Origin of the sequence: Edaphosphingomonas fennica (genome assembly GCF_003034225.1) — a bacterium.
In the GTDB taxonomy this organism is placed as follows: Bacteria; Pseudomonadota; Alphaproteobacteria; order Sphingomonadales; family Sphingomonadaceae; genus Sphingomonas_E; species Sphingomonas_E fennica.
The window spans coordinates 56,414-73,903 of record NZ_PHHF01000049.1 but is presented as its reverse complement, the minus strand read 5'-3'; the positions used below and the strand labels follow the sequence as shown (position 1 = coordinate 73,903).

At 67.8% G+C, this 17,490-nt stretch carries 15 protein-coding genes; 7 read left to right on the top strand and 8 right to left on the bottom strand.

Translation table 11 applies throughout. The features are described from left to right. Window positions 1–40: 40 nt before the first annotated feature. The 3 genes from CV103_RS12265 to CV103_RS12255 form a co-directional block, all read right to left on the bottom strand. Entirely contained in the window at window positions 41–742 is a 702-nt protein-coding gene (locus CV103_RS12265; protein ID WP_070934418.1) for a glutamine amidotransferase, read from the bottom strand. Between the two features lie 7 nt (window positions 743–749). Next, window positions 750–2,153 carry an NAD(P)H-dependent flavin oxidoreductase gene (locus CV103_RS12260; RefSeq protein ID WP_107395088.1) on the bottom strand — a complete coding sequence of 468 codons (1,404 nt, stop codon included), beginning with the start codon at window positions 2,151–2,153 and terminating at the stop codon, window positions 750–752. A 108-nt stretch (window positions 2,154–2,261) separates the two neighbouring features. Beyond that, on the bottom strand, window positions 2,262–3,287 hold the full coding sequence (locus CV103_RS12255) for an NAD(P)H-quinone oxidoreductase (protein WP_107395087.1): 1,026 nt from the start codon (window positions 3,285–3,287) through the stop codon (window positions 2,262–2,264). 72 nt (window positions 3,288–3,359) lie between these two features. Here CV103_RS12255 and CV103_RS12250 point away from each other — a divergent pair, with 72 nt between their 5' ends. Beyond that, window positions 3,360–3,557, top strand: coding sequence for a DUF1192 domain-containing protein (locus CV103_RS12250; protein WP_015457718.1), 198 nt, complete (start codon window positions 3,360–3,362; stop codon window positions 3,555–3,557). A gap of 179 nt (window positions 3,558–3,736) precedes the next feature. Continuing rightward, window positions 3,737–6,049, top strand: a complete 2,313-nt coding sequence (gene clpA, locus CV103_RS12245) for an ATP-dependent Clp protease ATP-binding subunit ClpA (RefSeq protein ID WP_015457719.1) — start codon at window positions 3,737–3,739, stop codon at window positions 6,047–6,049. A gap of 97 nt (window positions 6,050–6,146) precedes the next feature. Here clpA and CV103_RS12240 read toward each other — a convergent pair whose 3' ends face one another. From CV103_RS12240 to ada, 5 genes are all read right to left on the bottom strand, one after another. Continuing rightward, window positions 6,147–6,743, bottom strand: coding sequence for a DUF4126 domain-containing protein (locus CV103_RS12240; protein WP_015457720.1), 597 nt, complete (start codon window positions 6,741–6,743; stop codon window positions 6,147–6,149). Window positions 6,744–6,783: 40 nt separating this feature from the next. Continuing rightward, entirely contained in the window at window positions 6,784–8,955 is a 2,172-nt protein-coding gene (locus tag CV103_RS12235) for a primosomal protein N' (protein ID WP_107395086.1), read from the bottom strand. Window positions 8,956–8,996: 41 nt separating this feature from the next. After that, window positions 8,997–9,662 carry a Fe2+-dependent dioxygenase gene (locus CV103_RS12230; protein WP_015457722.1) on the bottom strand — a complete coding sequence of 222 codons (666 nt, stop codon included), beginning with the start codon at window positions 9,660–9,662 and terminating at the stop codon, window positions 8,997–8,999. Further along, the gene (locus CV103_RS12225) at window positions 9,662–10,717 is read right to left on the bottom strand and encodes a hypothetical protein (RefSeq protein WP_107395085.1); all 1,056 of its coding nucleotides are present in this window, start codon (window positions 10,715–10,717) and stop codon (window positions 9,662–9,664) included. Before CV103_RS12225 ends, CV103_RS12230 begins: the two co-directional genes overlap by 1 nt. Before the next feature lie 197 nt (window positions 10,718–10,914). Further along, a complete protein-coding gene (ada, locus tag CV103_RS12220) occupies window positions 10,915–11,982 on the bottom strand; it encodes a bifunctional DNA-binding transcriptional regulator/O6-methylguanine-DNA methyltransferase Ada (protein WP_015457724.1) in 1,068 nt (355 codons plus the stop codon). A gap of 290 nt (window positions 11,983–12,272) precedes the next feature. Here ada and CV103_RS12215 point away from each other — a divergent pair, with 290 nt between their 5' ends. The 5 genes from CV103_RS12215 to atpD are packed head-to-tail and all read left to right on the top strand — an operon-like array spanning window position 12,273 to window position 17,389. After that, window positions 12,273–12,827, top strand: a complete 555-nt coding sequence (locus CV103_RS12215; protein ID WP_015457725.1) for a F0F1 ATP synthase subunit delta — start codon at window positions 12,273–12,275, stop codon at window positions 12,825–12,827. Between the two features lie 2 nt (window positions 12,828–12,829). Continuing rightward, a complete protein-coding gene (atpA, locus tag CV103_RS12210; RefSeq protein ID WP_015457726.1) occupies window positions 12,830–14,359 on the top strand; it encodes a F0F1 ATP synthase subunit alpha in 1,530 nt (509 codons plus the stop codon). A 4-nt stretch (window positions 14,360–14,363) separates the two neighbouring features. After that, window positions 14,364–14,981 carry a LysE family translocator gene (locus CV103_RS12205; protein ID WP_015457727.1) on the top strand — a complete coding sequence of 206 codons (618 nt, stop codon included), beginning with the start codon at window positions 14,364–14,366 and terminating at the stop codon, window positions 14,979–14,981. 6 nt (window positions 14,982–14,987) lie between these two features. Beyond that, complete coding sequence (locus CV103_RS12200) at window positions 14,988–15,872, top strand: F0F1 ATP synthase subunit gamma (protein ID WP_015457728.1); 885 nt, start codon at window positions 14,988–14,990, stop codon at window positions 15,870–15,872. Between the two features lie 47 nt (window positions 15,873–15,919). Then, window positions 15,920–17,389, top strand: a complete 1,470-nt coding sequence (gene atpD, locus CV103_RS12195) for a F0F1 ATP synthase subunit beta (protein WP_070934423.1) — start codon at window positions 15,920–15,922, stop codon at window positions 17,387–17,389. Window positions 17,390–17,490 lie beyond the last annotated feature (101 nt).

Here is a 17,490-nt window from a genome sequence, read left to right as displayed (position 1 = left end):
ACAGGAAGCGGCGGCCGAAAACATGAAGCGGGGCAGCGCCCTACAGCCGCAGCCCTTCCAGCCATTCGGCGATCATGCGGCGGCCGGCGGCGACGGCATTGGGGCCGTGCGCATCGTGGTGGGCGCGCAGCTCGTCGGCGGTGCCGCCGGCGGCCGCGATGGCGTCGGGCCATTTCTCCAGCCAGTTTTCGAAGCGCGGGTCCTCGCCCATTTCCGCATGGAACTGGAGGGCGAGGATATTGGCGCCCCGGCGGAACGCCTGATGGGCGTAATGATCGGTGGAGGCCAGCAATTCGGTGCCGCCCGGCAGATCGAAGGTGTCGCCGTGCCAGTGCAGCATCGGCAGCCCTTCCACATGGCGTAGCGGCGAATCCGCGCCCTTTCCGTTGAGGGAAACGGGCGCGAAGCCCACCTCCTGCCGCCCGCCCGGATAGACGCGGGCGCCCAGCGCCGCCGCCATCATCTGCGCGCCCAGGCACACGCCCAGCGTGGGGCGGTCCGCCGCCAGCCGCTCGCCCAGGCGGCGGATCTGGCAGGCGATCCACGGGTGCCGATCCGTCTCGTAGACGCCCATCGGCCCGCCCATCATCACGACGAGGTCGGGCGCCACCATGTCCGTTTCCGGGAAGGCCGGATCGGTCACGTCGATGCGATCGACGATGAAGCCGGCCGCCTCGATCGGCGCGCGAAAACCGGCGACACCTTCCACCGGCACATGCCGGATCACCAGCGCCCGCTTCATCGCCCGATCAGTCGCCCGTCAGGATACGATCGACGAGCTGCTTCACCGTCGGCACGAAGCCGTTGGAATAGAAGGGGTCCTTCTTGAACTGATAGGCCGCGTGGCCCGCGAACATCAGGTTGTTCTCCACATCGCCGCCATGGACGATATCCTGCAGCGTCTTCTGGATGCAGAAGCTGCGCGGATCGGCGAGGCGGCCGGTGGAATTGCCCTCCGTATCCGCCCAGGACGAGAAGCCGCACTGGCTGAGGCAGCCCATGCAATCGGCCTGATCCTTGCGGATTTCCTTGGTTTCCTCCGGCGTCACGAAGACGAGCGTGTTGTCCGGCGTCTTGAGCGCGGTGGTGTAGCCGAGGCCGAACCATTCGCGCGCGCGCATCAGATCGCCGCGCGTCACCCAGAAATTCTTGCCCTTCACGCCCACGTCGAGCTGAAACTGGTGGTCGCCGGCCGCCTCGCCCGAAAAGGCGATCTGCCGTTCGGACCGGCCTTCCAGGTTACGGAGGAAGGGATTGCGCACGGCCGAGGAATAGAATCCGGTGGGCGAGAAGCGGTGGAGCAGCACGTCGCCCTCCTCCAGCGTCGTCAGCCGATCCTTCCACGCCTGCGGGATCGGGCTTTCCTGCGTCAGCAGCGGCCGCGTGCCGAACTGGAAGGCGATCTGCCCCAGCTCCGGATTGTCGATCCACTCGTTCCAGTCGCGCAGATACCAGACGCCGCCGGCCATCACGATCGGCACGCTATCGGGGATGCCGCCCTCGCGCATGGTGGCGCGCAATTCCTTGACGCGCGGATAAGGGTCCTGCGGCTTCAGCGGGTCTTCGGCGTTGGACAGGCCGTTATGCCCGCCCGCCAGCCAGGGATCCTCATAGACCACCGCCGCCAGCCATTCGGACGCCTTGGAATAGGCCCGCTTCCACAAAGCGCGGAAGGCGCGGGCCGAGCTGATGATCGGCAGGTAATGGACGCCGTAGGAGGCCGCGATCTCGGAGAGCTTGTAGGGCATGCCCGCGCCGCAGGTGACGCCGGTGACGAGGCCCTTGGTGCGTTCCAGCACGCCGTGGAGCACGCGCTGCGCGCCGCCCATCTCCCACAGCACGTTGATGTTGATCGCGCCCCTGCCGCCGGCGATGTCGAACGCCCGCTTCACCTGCTCCACCGCGCCATCGATGGCGTAGGCGATCAGCTCCTCATGCCGTTCGCGCCGGGTAAGCGCATGATAGACCTGGGGAATGATCTTGCCTTCGGGATCGTAGCTGTCGGCGTTGACCGCCGATACCGTGCCGATGCCGCCGGCAGCCGCCCAGGCCCCGGAGCTCATATGGTTGGTAGCGGCGACACCCTTGCCGCCCTCGATCAACGGCCACACCTCGCGCCCCCCGTAGAGGATCGGCCGCACACCCTTGAACAATCATGCCTCCATATGAAATCGGCCCCCTATAGGCGAGCCCGTCGGGAAATGCGCGCGAAAATCGCGCACCCGCCCGATGCCGGCGGCAGATGGCGGATCGCTGCGGAATTATAAGGAAGCAGCGCTGCCCTGTTCGCCGACCAGCAGCACGATCTTGCCGACATGATCGCCCGATTCCATGCGGGCATGGGCAAGGGCGGCCTCCTCCAGCGTATAGGTGCGGTCGATCACCGGCCTGAGCCGGCCTTCGCGCACGAACGGCCATACGGTTGCCGCCAGCTCGTCCGCGACGAGGCTCTTGAACGCGGCGGAGCGGGGGCGCAGCGTCGATCCCGTGAGGGTGAGGCGGCGGCGCATGATATCCCAGATCGGCACTTCCGCCTTGGCGCCGCGCTGCACCGCGATCGAGACGTGGCGGCCGTCCTCGGCCAGGCAGGCGAGGTTGCGGGGCACATAATCCCCGCCCACCATGTCCAGCACCACCTGGCAGCCGCGCCCGCCGGTGATCTGCTTCACCTCCTCGACGAAATCGGCCGTGCGATAGTTGATCGCGTGATCGGCGCCGATGGCGATCGCGCGGGCGCATTTCTCGTCCGATCCGCAGGTGACGATCATGGTGAGGCCGAACAGCTTGCCGAGCTGGATCGCCATCGTGCCGATCCCGCTGGTGCCGCCGTGGACGAGGGCGACATCCCCCTCCACCGCATAAGCGCGCTCGAACAAATTGGTCCACACGGTGAACAGCGTCTCGGGAATGGCGGCCGCCTCCATCAGCGGCAGGCCGGGCGGCACCGCGAGGCACTGGCCGACGGCCGCGACCGCATATTCGGCATAGCCCCCGCCCGCCAGCAGCGCGCAGACCGGCTGGGCGAGCCATTCGGTTTCCACCCCCTGCCCCAGCGCGACGATGCGGCCGGCCACCTCCAGGCCGGGGATCGTGGGGGCGCCGGGCGGGGGCGGATAGCCCCCTTTCCGCTGCACCACGTCCGGCCGGTTCACGCCCGCCGCCGCGACCTGGATCAGCACCTCCCCCGCGCCGGGCCGGGGCACCGGCCGCTCCACCACGCGCAGCACCTCCGGCCCGCCGGTCTCGTCCGGATCGATCGCCCGCATGGTTTCCGGAAGCGCGGCCATATTTCCCCCGTTCGGCGCTTTTGTCAGGTCGCGTTTATTGACATGGAGCGCGCATCGGTCAACGCTCCCCGAATGGACGTTGATGACAATCTTCCCCGACGCACCGACGATCCGCTGACGCTGCTTCGCCTGCAGGATCTCGACCCGTTTTCGGTGGACGAGCTGAACGCGAGAATCGCCGCGCTGGAGGCGGAGATCGCCCGGGTGCGCGGCAAGATCGATGCCGCCGTTAACCACCGCGCAAGCGCCGAGTCCCTATTCCGGCGATGAGGACGGGCCAGCCTGAGCGCGGAAGACGCGATCGGGCTCGGGCGGGCTTCAACGGCGATGGGCGCTCTTTCCACGCGGGAAGCACCGGATCGGCCGGGTGCCTTGATGAACGCCCCCAGGCTCACGACATATGTGTCAGCGGGTCGCGCCTCCCACGCGGCCTGAAGGAGTAGATTGCAATGCCATCTTTCGCCCGCGAGCTGGAACAGACCCTGCACAACGCGCTTTCCGCCGCGTCCAGCCGCCGTCACGAATATGCCACGCTCGAACATCTCCTGCTCGCGCTGATCGACGACGAGCATGCCGCCAAGGTCATGGCCGCCTGCGGGGTGGAGCTGGGCGATCTCAAGGAGGCCGTGCGCCTTTATCTCGATACCGAACTCGATGCGCTGAAGGTGGAGGGCAATACCGATCCCTCGCCCACCAGCGGTTTCCAGCGCGTGGTCCAGCGCGCGATCCTCCACGTCCAGTCGTCCGGGCGGGAGGAAGTGACGGGCGCCAACGTTCTCGTCGCGCTCTTTTCCGAACGCGAATCCTACGCGGTCTATTTCCTCCAGCAGCAGGATATGAGCCGGCTGGATGCGGTCAGCTATATCAGCCACGGCGTCGGCAAGGCCGGCCAGCCCACGGAGCAGCGCGAAGTGAAGGGCGCGGACGAGGAAAAGGCCCAGAAGCAGGATGGCAAGAAGGGCGAGAGCGCCCTCAAGCAGTTCTGCGTCAACCTCAACGAAAAGGCCAAGGACGGCCGCGTCGATCCGCTGATCGGCCGCGGGCCGGAGGTGGACCGCACCGTCCAGATCCTGTGCCGCCGCTCCAAGAACAACCCGCTTTATGTGGGCGATCCGGGCGTGGGCAAGACGGCGATCGCCGAGGGTCTGGCCCGCAAGATCGTGGAAGGCGATGTGCCGGACGTGCTGCTGCCGGCCGTGATCTATTCGCTCGACATGGGGGCGCTGCTCGCCGGCACCCGCTATCGCGGCGATTTCGAGGAACGGCTGAAGCAGGTGGTGACGGAGCTGGAGAAGCTGCCGCACGCCGTGCTGTTCATCGACGAGATCCACACCGTGATCGGCGCCGGCGCCACGTCGGGCGGCGCCATGGATGCGTCCAACCTGCTGAAGCCGGCCCTTTCCGGCGGCACGATCCGCTGCATCGGATCGACCACCTACAAGGAATTCCGCAACCATTTCGAAAAGGATCGCGCGCTGCTGCGCCGGTTCCAGAAGATCGACGTCAACGAGCCGACGGTGGAGGATACGATCAAGATCCTCGCCGGCCTGCGCTCGGCCTTCGAGGAACATCATTCGGTGAAATATACGCCGGATGCGATCAAGTCGGCGGTCGAGCTTTCGGCCCGCTACATCAACGATCGCAAGCTGCCCGACAAGGCGATCGACGTGATCGACGAGGTGGGCGCCATGCAGATGCTTGTGCCGCCGTCGCGCCGGAAGAAGGTGATCACGCCCAAGGAGATCGAGGCCGTGATCGCGACGATGGCGCGCATCCCGCCGAAATCCGTCTCCACCGACGACAAGAAGGTGCTGGAGACGCTGGAGACCGACCTGAAGCGCGTGGTGTTCGGCCAGGATCGCGCGATCGAGGTCCTCTCCTCCGCCATCAAGCTGAGCCGCGCGGGCCTGCGCGATCCGGACAAGCCGATCGGCAACTATCTGTTCTCCGGCCCCACCGGTGTCGGCAAGACGGAGGTCGCCCGCCAGCTCGCCCAGATCATGGGCATCCCGCTGCAGCGGTTCGACATGTCCGAATATATGGAGCGCCACTCGGTCAGCCGGCTGATCGGCGCGCCTCCGGGCTATGTCGGCTACGATCAGGGCGGCCTGCTGACCGATGCGGTCGACCAGCATCCGCACAGCGTGCTGCTGCTCGACGAGATCGAGAAGGCGCATCCCGACCTGTTCAACATCCTGCTGCAGGTGATGGACAATGGGAAGCTGACCGATCACCACGGCAAGACGGTGGATTTCCGCAACACCATCCTGATCATGACGACCAATGCCGGCGCGTCGGACATGGCGCGCGAGGGCATCGGCTTCGGCGCGACCAGCCGCGAGGATGCGCAGGAAGAGGCGGTGAAGAAGATGTTCACCCCCGAATTCCGCAACCGCCTCGATGCGATCGTGCCGTTCAGCTACCTGCCGACCGAGGTGGTGAGCCGGGTGGTGGAGAAGTTCATCCTCCAGCTCGAGCTTCAGCTGGCCGATCGCGATGTCCACATCTCGATGGACGAGGACGCCAAGGCGTGGCTCACCGCCCGGGGCTATGACAAGCTCTACGGCGCCCGCCCGATGGGCCGCCTGATCCAGGAGAAGATCAAACAGCCGCTGGCCGAGGAGCTGCTGTTCGGCAAGCTCGTCCATGGCGGCGAGGTGAAGGTCCGCCTGAAGGACGAGGCCCTCGCCTTCGAGATCACCCCCGCCGCGCCCAAGCGCCCGAAGAAGGGCGGCAAGGCCAAGGCCGAGGTGAAGGGCTGATCGACGCGGCTCCGCCGCTACGTCCAGGAAACAACGCCGCCCCGGTCGATCGCCGGGGCGGCGTTTTCTTTTTGGTCATGAGGCTATCGGCGCCGGTTCACGCGGCCCTTTCAGGCCCGCCCAGCAACCTTTTCAACAGCCGCCGCACCCACCAGAGCGTCAACACCACCGCCGCCAGCAGCAGCAAGGCGATCGCCACCGCCGCCACCGGATTGGCGAGCGCCAGATAGAGCAGCCCCGTGGTGGCGACGTCCTCCCCGGTCGAAACCGCGATATTGCTGAACGGTTCGGGGCTGGCATTCACCACCGCCCGCGCGCCGGCCTTGGCGCCGTGCGCCATCAGCGTCGCGCCGCCGCCCAGCAGGAAGCTCGCCACCTGCCAGGCGGGATCGCTGGCATCGACGATCGCCATGGCCAGCAGCGCGCCGCCCACCGGGCGGATCAGCGTGTGGATCGCATCCCAGACGCTGTCGACGATGGCGATCTTGTCCGCCAGGAATTCGGCGAGCAGCGCCACGGCGGATATGCCGATCACCCAGGGATTGGCCAGCACGTCCAGCGAGGAGAGATGCTGCGGCAGATCGATCCAGCCCGTGCGCATCGCCAGCCCCGTCGCGAACACGCAGAGATAGAGCCTCCAGCCCGCGAGCAGGCTGACGCTGGCGGCGACACCGAGCAGTTCCACCACGCCCATGGCCCGCAAGGTGCCATGGCCGCGCCCCGGCAACAATGGCTCAAACGAAGGAGTAAGGATCCACGTCCACCGCCACGCGCACGCCGCGCGGCCATTCCAGGGCGCCCAGCCACTGGCGGATCACGTCCTGCACGTCGAGCGCGCGGCGGGCATGGACCAGCAGGCGCTGGCGATGCCGGCCGCGCAGCATCGCGAGCGGGGCCGGCGCGGGGCCGAAGACGTGCATGCCATCCACCTGGGGCGCGGTGCGGCCGATCAGCCGGGCCGTTTCCACCGCTTCCTCCAGCTTTTCGGACGAGATGATGATCGCGGCGTAACGGCCGAAGGGCGGCGCGTTGGCGGCGCGGCGGGATTCGGTTTCGGCGGCGTAGAAGCTTTCCGCATCGCCCGACACCAGCGCGCGGATGACGGGCGCGGACGGCTCGCGCGTCTGGATATAGACATGGCCGGGCTTGGCCCCGCGCCCCGCCCGCCCCGCCACCTGCGCGATCTGCTGGAAGCTGCGCTCCGCCGCGCGCAGATCGCCGCCGGCCAGCCCGAGATCGGCATCCACCACGCCCACCAGGGTGAGGTTCGGGAAATGATAGCCCTTGGTGATGAGCTGGGTGCCGATGACGATATCGATATCGCCCGCCTCCATCCGGCCGACGAACTCCGCCGCCTTGGCCGGCGACCAGAGCGTGTCGGACGTCACCACCGCCGTCTTCGCGTCGGGAAAGAGCGCGGACGCTTCATCCGCGATCCGCTCCACCCCCGGCCCGCAGGCGACCAGCGAATCCTCCGCCTTGCATTCGGGGCAGAAGGCCGGCGGCGGCATCACATGGCCGCAATGATGGCAGGCGAGCCGCGCCATCAGCCGGTGCTCCACCATCCAGGCCGTGCAATTGGGGCATTGGAAGCGGTGCCCGCAGGTCCGGCAGAGGGTGAGCGGCGCATAGCCCCGCCGATTGAGGAACAGCAGCGCCTGTTCCTTGCGCTCCAGCGTCTCCTCGATCGCCTTCACCAGCGTCGGCGCCAGCCAGCGGCCGCGCGGCGGCGGATCGCGCAGCAGGTCCACCTCGTTGATATCGGGCATCTGCGCCACGCCGTAACGGCCGGGCAGCTTCAGTTCCTCATAGCGGCCCAGCGCCACCTGCTGGCGCGTCTCGATCGCGGGCGTGGCGGATGCCAGCACCACCGGGCAGCTTTCGAAGCCGCCACGCATCACCGCCACGTCGCGGGCGTGATACATCACGCCGTCTTCCTGCTTGAAGCTGGTCTCGTGCGCCTCGTCCACCACGATCAGGCCCAGCTTCGCATAAGGCAGGAACAGGGCGGAGCGCGCGCCCACCACCACCTTCGCCTCGCCGGTCGCGATCGCCCGCCAGGCCCGCCGCCGCTGCGACTGGCGCAGGTCCGAATGCCAGGCGATGGGCGCATGGCCGAAACGCGCGGCGAAGCGCTTCAGGAACGGCTCGGTCAAGGCGATCTCGGGCAGCAGCACCAGCGTCTGCCGCCCCTGCCGAATCGCCTCGGCCACCGCCTCGAAATAAACCTCGGTCTTGCCCGATCCGGTCACGCCGTCGAGCAGGAAGGGCTGGAAGGCGTGCGCGCGCACCGCTTCCACCAGCCGGCCCGCCACCGCCGCCTGATCCGCCGAAAGATCGGGCCGGGCATGGTCGGGATCGGGATCGAGGAAGGGATCGTCGACCGAAACCTCCACCGCCTCGATCGCGCCGGCCTTCACCAGCCCCCGGATCACCGCATCGGAAACGTCGGCGATGGCGGCCAGCTCGCGCACCAGCCCCTGCCGCTCGCCGATCCGCTCCAGCGCCTGCTCGCGCTGCGGGGTGAGGCGATCCGGCACCCGGCCGGTGGCGCGATATTCGGTCACGGTCCGCGCGCCATCCAGCGCCGATGCGGAGGAAAGCGCCATCCGCAGCACGGCGGCCGGCGGCGCGAGATAATAATTGGCGGTCCACTCGATCAACCGGCGCAGCGGCTCGCCCAGCGGCGGCAGATCATAGACGCCGGCCAGCGGGCGCAGGCGATTGTCGCCCACCTCCGCATCGGAAGGCATGCGATCCGCCTCCCACACCACCCCGGTCCACTGCCGGGGACCGAGCGGCGCCAGCACGATCGATCCCGGCCGCACGTCCTGCCCCGGGTCCACCCGATAATCGAGCGGACCGAGCGCGGGGTTGAGCAGGAGGACACGGGCGCGAGGGTTCACGCCCCCGAATTAGGGATGCGAAGCCGGAAAGGAAATGCCGATCAGGGGTGATCCGTCCAGCGCCGCATCAGATTGAACTGCACGGCCTGCAGGCGGGAGAAATTCTCCGGCGCCATATTATTGCCCTCCAGCGCCGCCACCTCGTTCAGCTCGTAGAGCAGGTCGCGCTCCACCGGATCGGCGATGCGGCTCTGGATGAAGGTGATCGCCACCAGCCGCTGCCCGCGCGTCACCGGCTCCACCTCATGAAGCGTCATCGACGGATAGACGATCGCCGAGCCGGGCGGCCCCTTGAACCGCATCTCGCCGCTGCCCAGCATGATGCGCAGCGCGCCGCCGTCATAGCTTGCCGGATCGGCCAGGAAGACGGTGCAGCTCAGATCGGACCTGAGCGGCCCGTTCGGCGTCTGCATCATCGCCGCATCGGGATGCAGGCCGTAATTCATCCCCGGCTCGTAACGCGCCAGCAGCGGCGGCGCGATCGCCTTGGGAAAGGCCACGTCGAAGAATTCCCGGTTGCCGAGCAGCGCGCGCGCCACGATCTGCGCCGTCCGTTCCGCCGGCTGGGGTTCATGAAGCTGCTGGTTGTTCTTCACCCGCGAGTGCGGGTTGCTGACGCGCCCATCCACGAAATTGGAGGTCGCCGCGATCTGCCGGAGCTCCGCCACCGCCTCCGGCGCCAACACATTCTCGATCAGCCTGAACATCAATGCACTCCCTGCGCCGCGCGATCCAGCGCGCGGGCGATCAACGGATATTGGCGGCCGGCCTCGGCAAGCCAGCGCTGACCCCGGGCGATCTCCCCCGCCTGATCGCGCCTCGCCTGGGCCAGCACGTCGCGCCGCAATTGCGGGCTATAGCCATGCTCGGGCGCCTTGGAATAGCGCGACATGATCGGCCCGCCGACAAGCGCCTGCGCCTGTTCCATCGCCAGCGGCGCCCCGAAATGGGCGGCGATCCGCGCAAGCGATGCCGCCGGATCGGCCAGGAAGCCATCGAAGTCCATCCACAGCGCCTGCCCTTCCGCGGCGCCCGCGCCCGCTTCTTCCACCGCGGCCATCTCGCACGCCCAGCCGAGCGCCACGCGCTCGCCCGGCGACATCTCCCACAGCCGCCAGGGCTCGGCGCCGATCCGGGCGTGGAGGCGGAGGAGCCGGGTCGGGCTCCACACCGCCAGCTCCTGCATCGATGCCTCGCCGGCCAGGATGGTCGGCAGATAGCTTTCGGGCTTCACGAACAGGAAAAGCGCCTTCTGCCCGGCCGCCAGGATTTCGGGCGCAAGATCGGAAACGAAGCTGGTCGCCTTGACGATGGCGCGCTGCTCGGGCCGGAACGTCCGCGAAAGCCAGCCCAGCGCCATGCCGACCCGCGCATCGAACCGCTGCGGCGACCAGGCGGATTCGGGCCTGCCCCGGATGCGCCGCAGGTCCGCGAGCCCGCGCAGCAGCACGGGCTCCCTCACCGCCAGCACGTCCGGCAGCTCGCCCAGCAGCCGGGATATCAGCGTCGACCCGACATGACCGATATGGAAGATGTGACAGGCCGTGGCCGGCAACGATCCCGACAGGCGTTCCAGATCCTCCCAGCCGAACCATTGGCAGGGGCGGTCCGGGGTGAGGATGCGCTGATCGAGGAAGCTCGCTCCGGCATAATCCGCCTCCGCCATCCGCGCGACGAGCAGGCGATCCCCGGCCACGTCCAGCGACTGCACGAACAATTCCGCCGAGGACCGGAAAAGCTGGGCGAAGGGATCGGCGGTCACGGAAGCTCCAGAGAGACAAGGGCGACGCCCCTCCTAACGGCTTCGTCCTGCCGATGCACTAGCGGATGCCCGAGCGCATTCCTGTCCCAATCCGCCATGCTGAACTCGCTCAGCATCCATCCTTCCACGCGCGCCGACATCGCTTGTCGCGCGAGGGGCGCTGAGCCCGGTCCAGCGTGACGGCATCCCGCCCCTCCTCAGCCCTCCCGCCCTTCCCGCGCCAGCAGTTCCTGCTTGATCGCCAGGCCATAGGCATAGCCGCCGAGCGTGCCGTCGCCGCGCTTGGCGCGGTGGCAGGGGATCAGCACCGCGACATTGTTGGCGCCGCAGGCGGAACCCGCCGCCCGCGCAGCGCCCGGCCGGCCCACCTTGGCGGCAAGCGCGGCATAAGAGAGGGTTTCGCCCGGCGGAATGCGGGAAAGCTCGCGCCACACCGCTTCCTGGAAGGCGGTGCCCTTCACGTCGAGCGGCAGATCGTGCGGCCGTTCCGGCTCCTCGACCGCCGCCACCGTGCGCCGGACGAGATCGGCCAGTTCCGCCCCGCCGGGCGCGATATCGGCATGGGGGAAGCGGTCCGCCAGCACCGATTCGTCCTCGTCGAAGGACAGGCGGCAGATGCCGCGATCGGTGGCGGCGACCAGCATTGCGCCCAGGCTGGTCGGCGCGATCGCCCAGCGGATGGAGACGCCCCGGCCGCCGTCGCGCCAGGCCGATGGGGTCATCCCCAGCCGGGCCGGCGCCTCGGCGTAGAAGCGGGCGGGGGCGGCATAGCCGGCATCGTAGAGAGCTTCGGTCACGGTCTCGGTCTCCTTCAGCGCGGTTTCGGCCCGGCGGGCCCGCAGCGCGCGGGCATAGGCGGCGGGCGTCAGCCCGGTGGCGCGGCGGAACAGCCGCAGGAAATGGTGGGGGGCATAGCCCGCGACGGCGGCCACGGCGTCGAGCGAGGGCGGCTCGGCTTCCGCCGCGATATAGGCCAGCGCCCTGGCGATCCCCGCTTCGTCGCGCGCGACGTCGTCCGGCAGGCACCGCCGGCAGGGGCGCAGGCCGGCGGCGCGGGCGGCCGCGCCATCGCGAAAGAAACGGACATTTTCTCGCCGGGGGTGCCGCGCCGCGCAGGACGGCCGGCAATAGATGCCGGTGGAAAGCACCCCGGTCACGAAATGCCCGTCGCGCGCCCGGTCCCGGCGCAGCACCGCCGCCCAGGCGGCATCGCCGTCTATGGCCTCGCCTGCGGGGATCGGGTGGGATGATTCGATCTGGGTCATGCCGCCTATGTGGCCCCGGTTGGCCCGCTTCGCATCCCGCAGCTTGCTTTCAAAGCGGCGATGCCTTTCCGGCGGGCACCAGCCCGCGCGGCCGGCCTTTGTCGAACCCCCGATGTCGCGCTTGTCCCGCCGGATCGGGCCTTCCTGTCCCTCCGCATGTCCACAAGGTGAACGGCTGCCTTGCATCCCCGCACCGCCCCTGCTAACCGGCGCCCAACCCATGCGGGGACGCCCTTCCGGCGCCCCCTTTTTGCGTATGGGTCGAAATCCATTTGGGGGATTTTAGGCGCGTGGAGATTTCCGGCGGTATTCAGGCAAGCCTTGCAGGACGCTATGCAATAGCGCTGTTCGAGCTCGCCCGTGACGAGAACAGGCTGGACGTCGTTTCCGCCAGCCTCGCCACCCTGAAGCAGGCGCTCGCCGATTCGGCCGAGCTGCGCGAGCTGACGACCAGCCCGATGGTGTCCCGCTACGACGCCAACAACGCGGTGGAAGCCGTGGCGGTGGCGCTGAAGCTCGATCCCCTCACCACCAACTTCCTGGGCGTGCTCGCCACCAACCGCCGCCTGGCGCAGACGGGCGCGGCCATCCGCGCCTTCGGCCAGATCCTGGCGCAGTATCGCGGCGAAACCACCGCCGAGGTGACGTCCGCCCACCCGCTTTCCGATGCGCAGGTGGAAGAGCTCAAGGCCACGCTGAAGGCCCAGATCGGCCGCGACGTCGCCGTGAACCTGCATGTCGATCCCGCGATTCTGGGCGGGCTGATCGTCAAGGTCGGCAGCCGCCAGGTCGATGGCTCCATCCGCACCAAATTGAACACTCTCGCGACTGCGATGAAAGGCTGAACATGGATATCCGCGCCGCAGAAATCTCAAAGGTCATCAAGGACCAGATCGCCTCGTTCGGCTCCGAAGCGCAGGTTTCCGAGGTCGGCTCGGTCCTGTCGGTGGGCGACGGCATCGCCCGTATCCACGGGCTGGACAATGTCCAGGCCGGCGAGATGGTGGAATTCGCCAACGGCATCAAGGGCATGGCCCTCAACCTCGAAGCCGATAACGTCGGCGTCGTGATCTTCGGCACCGATTCCGAGATCAAGGAAGGCGATACCGTCAAGCGCACCGGCACGATCGTGGACGTGCCGGTCGGCAAGGGCCTGCTCGGCCGCGTCGTCGACGGCCTCGGCAACCCGATCGATGGCAAGGGCCCGATCGAATATAGCGAGCGCCGCCGCGTCGAGGTGAAGGCGCCGGGCATCATCCCCAGGAAGTCGGTGCACGAGCCGGTGCAGACCGGCCTCAAGGCGCTCGATGCGCTCGTCCCCGTGGGCCGTGGCCAGCGCGAGCTGATCATCGGCGACCGCCAGACCGGCAAGACCGCGGTCGCGATCGACACCTTCATCAACCAGCGCGAGGCCAATAAGGGCGACGACGAGGGCAAGAAGCTCTACTGCGTCTATGTCGCCGTCGGCCAGAAGCGCTCGACCGTCGCCCAGATCGTCCGCCAGCTCGAGGAAAACGGCGCGATGGAATATTCCATCGTCGTCGCCGCCACCGCCTCCGAGCCGGCGCCGCTCCAGTTCCTCGCGCCCTATACCGGCTGCGCGATGGGCGAATATTTCCGCGACAACGGCATGCACGCCGTTATCGTGTATGACGACCTTTCGAAGCAGGCCGTGGCCTATCGCCAGATGTCGCTGCTGCTGCGCCGTCCGCCGGGCCGCGAAGCCTATCCGGGCGACGTGTTCTATCTCCACTCGCGCCTGCTCGAGCGCGCGGCGAAGATGAACGACGCCAACGGCAACGGCTCGCTCACCGCGCTGCCGATCATCGAGACGCAGGCCGGCGACGTTTCCGCCTACATCCCGACCAACGTGATCTCGATCACCGACGGCCAGATCTTCCTCGAAACCGACCTCTTCTATCAGGGCATCCGCCCCGCGATTAACGTCGGCCTCTCGGTCAGCCGCGTCGGTTCCGCCGCGCAGACCAAGGCGATGAAGAAGGTCGCCGGCTCGATCAAGCTGGAGCTGGCCCAGTATCGCGAAATGGCGGCCTTCGCCCAGTTCGGCTCGGATCTCGACGCTTCGACCCAGAAGCTCCTGAACCGCGGCGCCCGCCTCACCGAGCTGCTGAAGCAGGCCCAGTTCAACCCGATGCCGTTCGAGGAACAGGTCGCCTCGATCTTCGCCGGCGTGAACGGCTATCTCGATGCCATCCCGGCGTCCGATGTCGTCCGCTTCGAGGCCGCGCTGCTCGCCGACCTGCGCGCGCATCACGCGGACGTGCTGAAGGGCATTCGCGACACCAAGGACCTGGGCGACGACCTGAAGGCGAAGCTGACCGCCGCGCTGGACGCCTTCGCCAAGACCTTCGCCTGATCGGATGCTGACCACCCACACCCTTCTGGCCTGGACGGTGCTGGCGATCGCGCTGGTGCTGACCCCCGGCCCCGACACGATGCTCGTGGCGGGCAACGCGGCACGGCGCGGCTTCCGCGCCGGCATCGCGACCGCCAGCGGCATCGCGCTCGGCGGGGTGTGGTATATGGCGCTGTGCGGCTTCGGCTTCCTCAGCCTGCTCAATGCCGTGCCCGGCATGTTCGCGGCGGTGAAGACGATCGGCGCGATCTATCTCGCCTGGCTCGGCCTCAAGCTGGTCCGCGGCGCGATCGCGCCCGCCAGGGGTGAAGCCGCTCCGGTCGCCATGGGCGCGCCGTTCCGCCAGGGTTTCCTCACCACCATCCTCAACCCGAAGGTGGCGGTGTTCTTCCTGGCGGCGCTGCCCCAGTTCGTCGGCACCGGCCCGGAAGCGCCGCTGCGCGGCGTCCTGCTGGTCGGGATCGTCTATGCCGTGGGCTTCGCCTGGCTGGCGCTTCTTGCCGGCCTCGCCTCCCGCGCGGGCACCCGCATCGGCAACAGCCAGGCCATGCGCTGGATCGAAGGCGCCCTCGGCACCGCATTCGTCGGCTTCGCCGGCAAACTCGCTCTTTCCCGGAACTGATCGCATATGCCCAGCCTCAAGAGCCTAAAGGTCCGCATCACTTCGGTGAAGTCGACCCAGAAGATCACCAAGGCGATGAAGATGGTCGCCGCCGCCAAGCTGCGCCGCGCGCAGCAGGCCGCCGAGGCGGGCCGCCCCTATGCGGAGCGGCTGTCCACGGTGATGTCCAGCCTCGCCTCCAAGGTGACGATCGGCCCGTCCAGCCCGAAGCTGCTGGCCGGCACCGGCAGCGACCAGCGCCACCTGCTGGTCGTCGCCACGTCGGAGCGCGGCCTCGCTGGCGCCTTCAACAGCAACATCGTCAAGCTGGCGCGCAAGACGGCGGACGAGCTGATCGCCCAGGGCAAGGACGTGAAGTTCTACCTGATCGGCAAGAAGGGCCGCGCCGTCATCGCCCGCCTCTATCCGGGCAAGATCGTCCACCAGGTCGATCAGAGCCACATCAAGAACGTCGCCTTCGCCGATGCGCATCAGGTGAGCGAGGATCTGATCCGCCGCTTCGACGCCGGCGAGTTCGATATCGCCCACCTGTTCTTCGCCAAGTTCCAGTCGGCGCTGGCGCAGATCCCGACCGAGCTGCAGATCATTCCCGTGCCGCTGGCCGTGAATGCGGCCCCGGCCACGGGCGGCGCGGAAGCATCGGTGGAATATGAGCCCGACGAGGAAGCGATCCTGACGGAGCTGCTGCCCCGCAACGTTGCCGTTCAGCTTTTCCGCGCGATGCTGGAAAATGCGGCCTCCGAACAGGGCAGCCGCATGACGGCGATGGACAATGCGACCCGCAATGCGGGGGACATGATCAACCGCCTGACGATCCAGTATAACCGGACCCGCCAGGCCGCGATCACCACCGAGCTGGTGGAAATCATTTCGGGCGCGGAAGCGCTCTAAACCAAATCCTGATCGGGTGACGCACCCGGACATTGAGGTGAGAAGACATGTTTGAGCCCAAGAAAGCCAGTAAGGCCGCCGCCGCCAGCAATGTCGGCCGCGTCAGCCAGGTCATCGGCGCCGTCGTCGACGTCCATTTCGATGGCCAGCTGCCGGCGATCCTTTCGGCGCTGGAAACCGAGAACCAGGGCAACCGCCTGGTGCTCGAGGTCGCCCAGCACCTCGGCGAGAACACCGTCCGCACGATCGCGATGGACACGACCGACGGCCTCACCCGCGGCCAGGAAGTCGTCGACACCGGATCGCAGATCCGCGTGCCGGTCGGCCCCAAGACGCTCGGCCGCATCCTGAACGTGATCGGCGAGCCGATCGACGAGCGCGGCCCGGTCGATACCGACCTGTCCGCCCCGATCCACGCGGAAGCGCCGCTGTTCGTCGACCAGTCGACCGAAACCTCGATCCTCGTCACCGGCATCAAGGTGATCGACCTGCTCGCGCCTTACGCCAAGGGCGGCAAGATCGGCCTGTTCGGCGGCGCCGGCGTGGGCAAGACCGTGCTCATCCAGGAACTGATCAACAACATCGCCAAGGGCCATGGCGGCACCTCGGTGTTCGCGGGCGTGGGTGAGCGCACCCGCGAGGGCAACGACCTCTATCACGAATTCCTCGACGCCGGCGTCATCGCCAAGGACGCCGATGGCAACCCGACGCCGGACGGCTCGAAGGTGGCGCTGGTGTTCGGCCAGATGAACGAGCCGCCGGGCGCGCGTGCCCGCGTCGCGCTTTCGGGCCTGACGATCGCCGAATATTTCCGCGACGTCGAAGGCCAGGACGTGCTGTTCTTCGTCGACAACATCTTCCGCTTCACCCAGGCCGGTTCGGAAGTGTCGGCTCTGCTGGGCCGTATTCCTTCGGCCGTGGGCTACCAGCCGACGCTGGCCACCGACATGGGCCAGCTGCAGGAACGCATCACCTCGACCAACAAGGGCTCGATCACCTCGGTGCAGGCCATCTACGTGCCCGCCGACGACTTGACCGATCCGGCGCCGGCCGCGTCCTTCGCCCACCTCGACGCCACGACCGTGCTGTCGCGCGCCATCTCCGAGCTGGGCATCTACCCGGCCGTCGATCCGCTCGACTCCACCTCGCGCGTGCTCACCGCCGCTGTCGTCGGCCAGGAGCATTATGAGACGGCCCGCAAGGTCCAGGAAACGCTGCAGAAGTACAAGTCGCTGCAGGACATCATCGCCATCCTGGGCATGGACGAGCTTTCGGAAGAAGATAAGCTCACCGTCGCCCGCGCCCGCAAGATCCAGCGCTTCCTCAGCCAGCCGTTCCACGTCGCCGAAGTGTTCACCGGCATCCCCGGCAAGTTCGTGCAGATCGAGGATACGGTGAAGTCGTTCAAGGCGGTGGTCGACGGCGAATATGACCATCTGCCCGAAGCCGCTTTCTACATGGTCGGCGGCATCGACGAAGCGGTCGCCAAGGCCCGCAAGCTGGCCGAGGCCGCGTAACACGACTCTATCCCTCTCCCGCTTGCGGGAGGGGGCCGGGATGAAGGCGAGCACAAACGCCCTCTTCCATCCCGAAAGAATACCCCCCTCACCCAACCCTC

Coding starts and splice junctions, on each gene's coding strand:
- CV103_RS12265 (WP_070934418.1), bottom strand. CDS start 742: ATGAAGCGGGCGCTGGTGATCCGGCATGTGCCGGTGGAAGGTGTCGCC.
- CV103_RS12255 (WP_107395087.1), bottom strand. CDS start 3,287: ATGGCCGCGCTTCCGGAAACCATGCGGGCGATCGATCCGGACGAGACC.
- CV103_RS12250 (WP_015457718.1), top strand. CDS start 3,360: ATGGACGTTGATGACAATCTTCCCCGACGCACCGACGATCCGCTGACG.
- clpA (WP_015457719.1), top strand. CDS start 3,737: ATGCCATCTTTCGCCCGCGAGCTGGAACAGACCCTGCACAACGCGCTT.
- CV103_RS12240 (WP_015457720.1), bottom strand. CDS start 6,743: ATGGGCGTGGTGGAACTGCTCGGTGTCGCCGCCAGCGTCAGCCTGCTC.
- CV103_RS12230 (WP_015457722.1), bottom strand. CDS start 9,662: ATGTTCAGGCTGATCGAGAATGTGTTGGCGCCGGAGGCGGTGGCGGAG.
- ada (WP_015457724.1), bottom strand. CDS start 11,982: ATGACCCAGATCGAATCATCCCACCCGATCCCCGCAGGCGAGGCCATA.
- atpA (WP_015457726.1), top strand. CDS start 12,830: ATGGATATCCGCGCCGCAGAAATCTCAAAGGTCATCAAGGACCAGATC.
- CV103_RS12205 (WP_015457727.1), top strand. CDS start 14,364: ATGCTGACCACCCACACCCTTCTGGCCTGGACGGTGCTGGCGATCGCG.
- CV103_RS12200 (WP_015457728.1), top strand. CDS start 14,988: ATGCCCAGCCTCAAGAGCCTAAAGGTCCGCATCACTTCGGTGAAGTCG.
- atpD (WP_070934423.1), top strand. CDS start 15,920: ATGTTTGAGCCCAAGAAAGCCAGTAAGGCCGCCGCCGCCAGCAATGTC.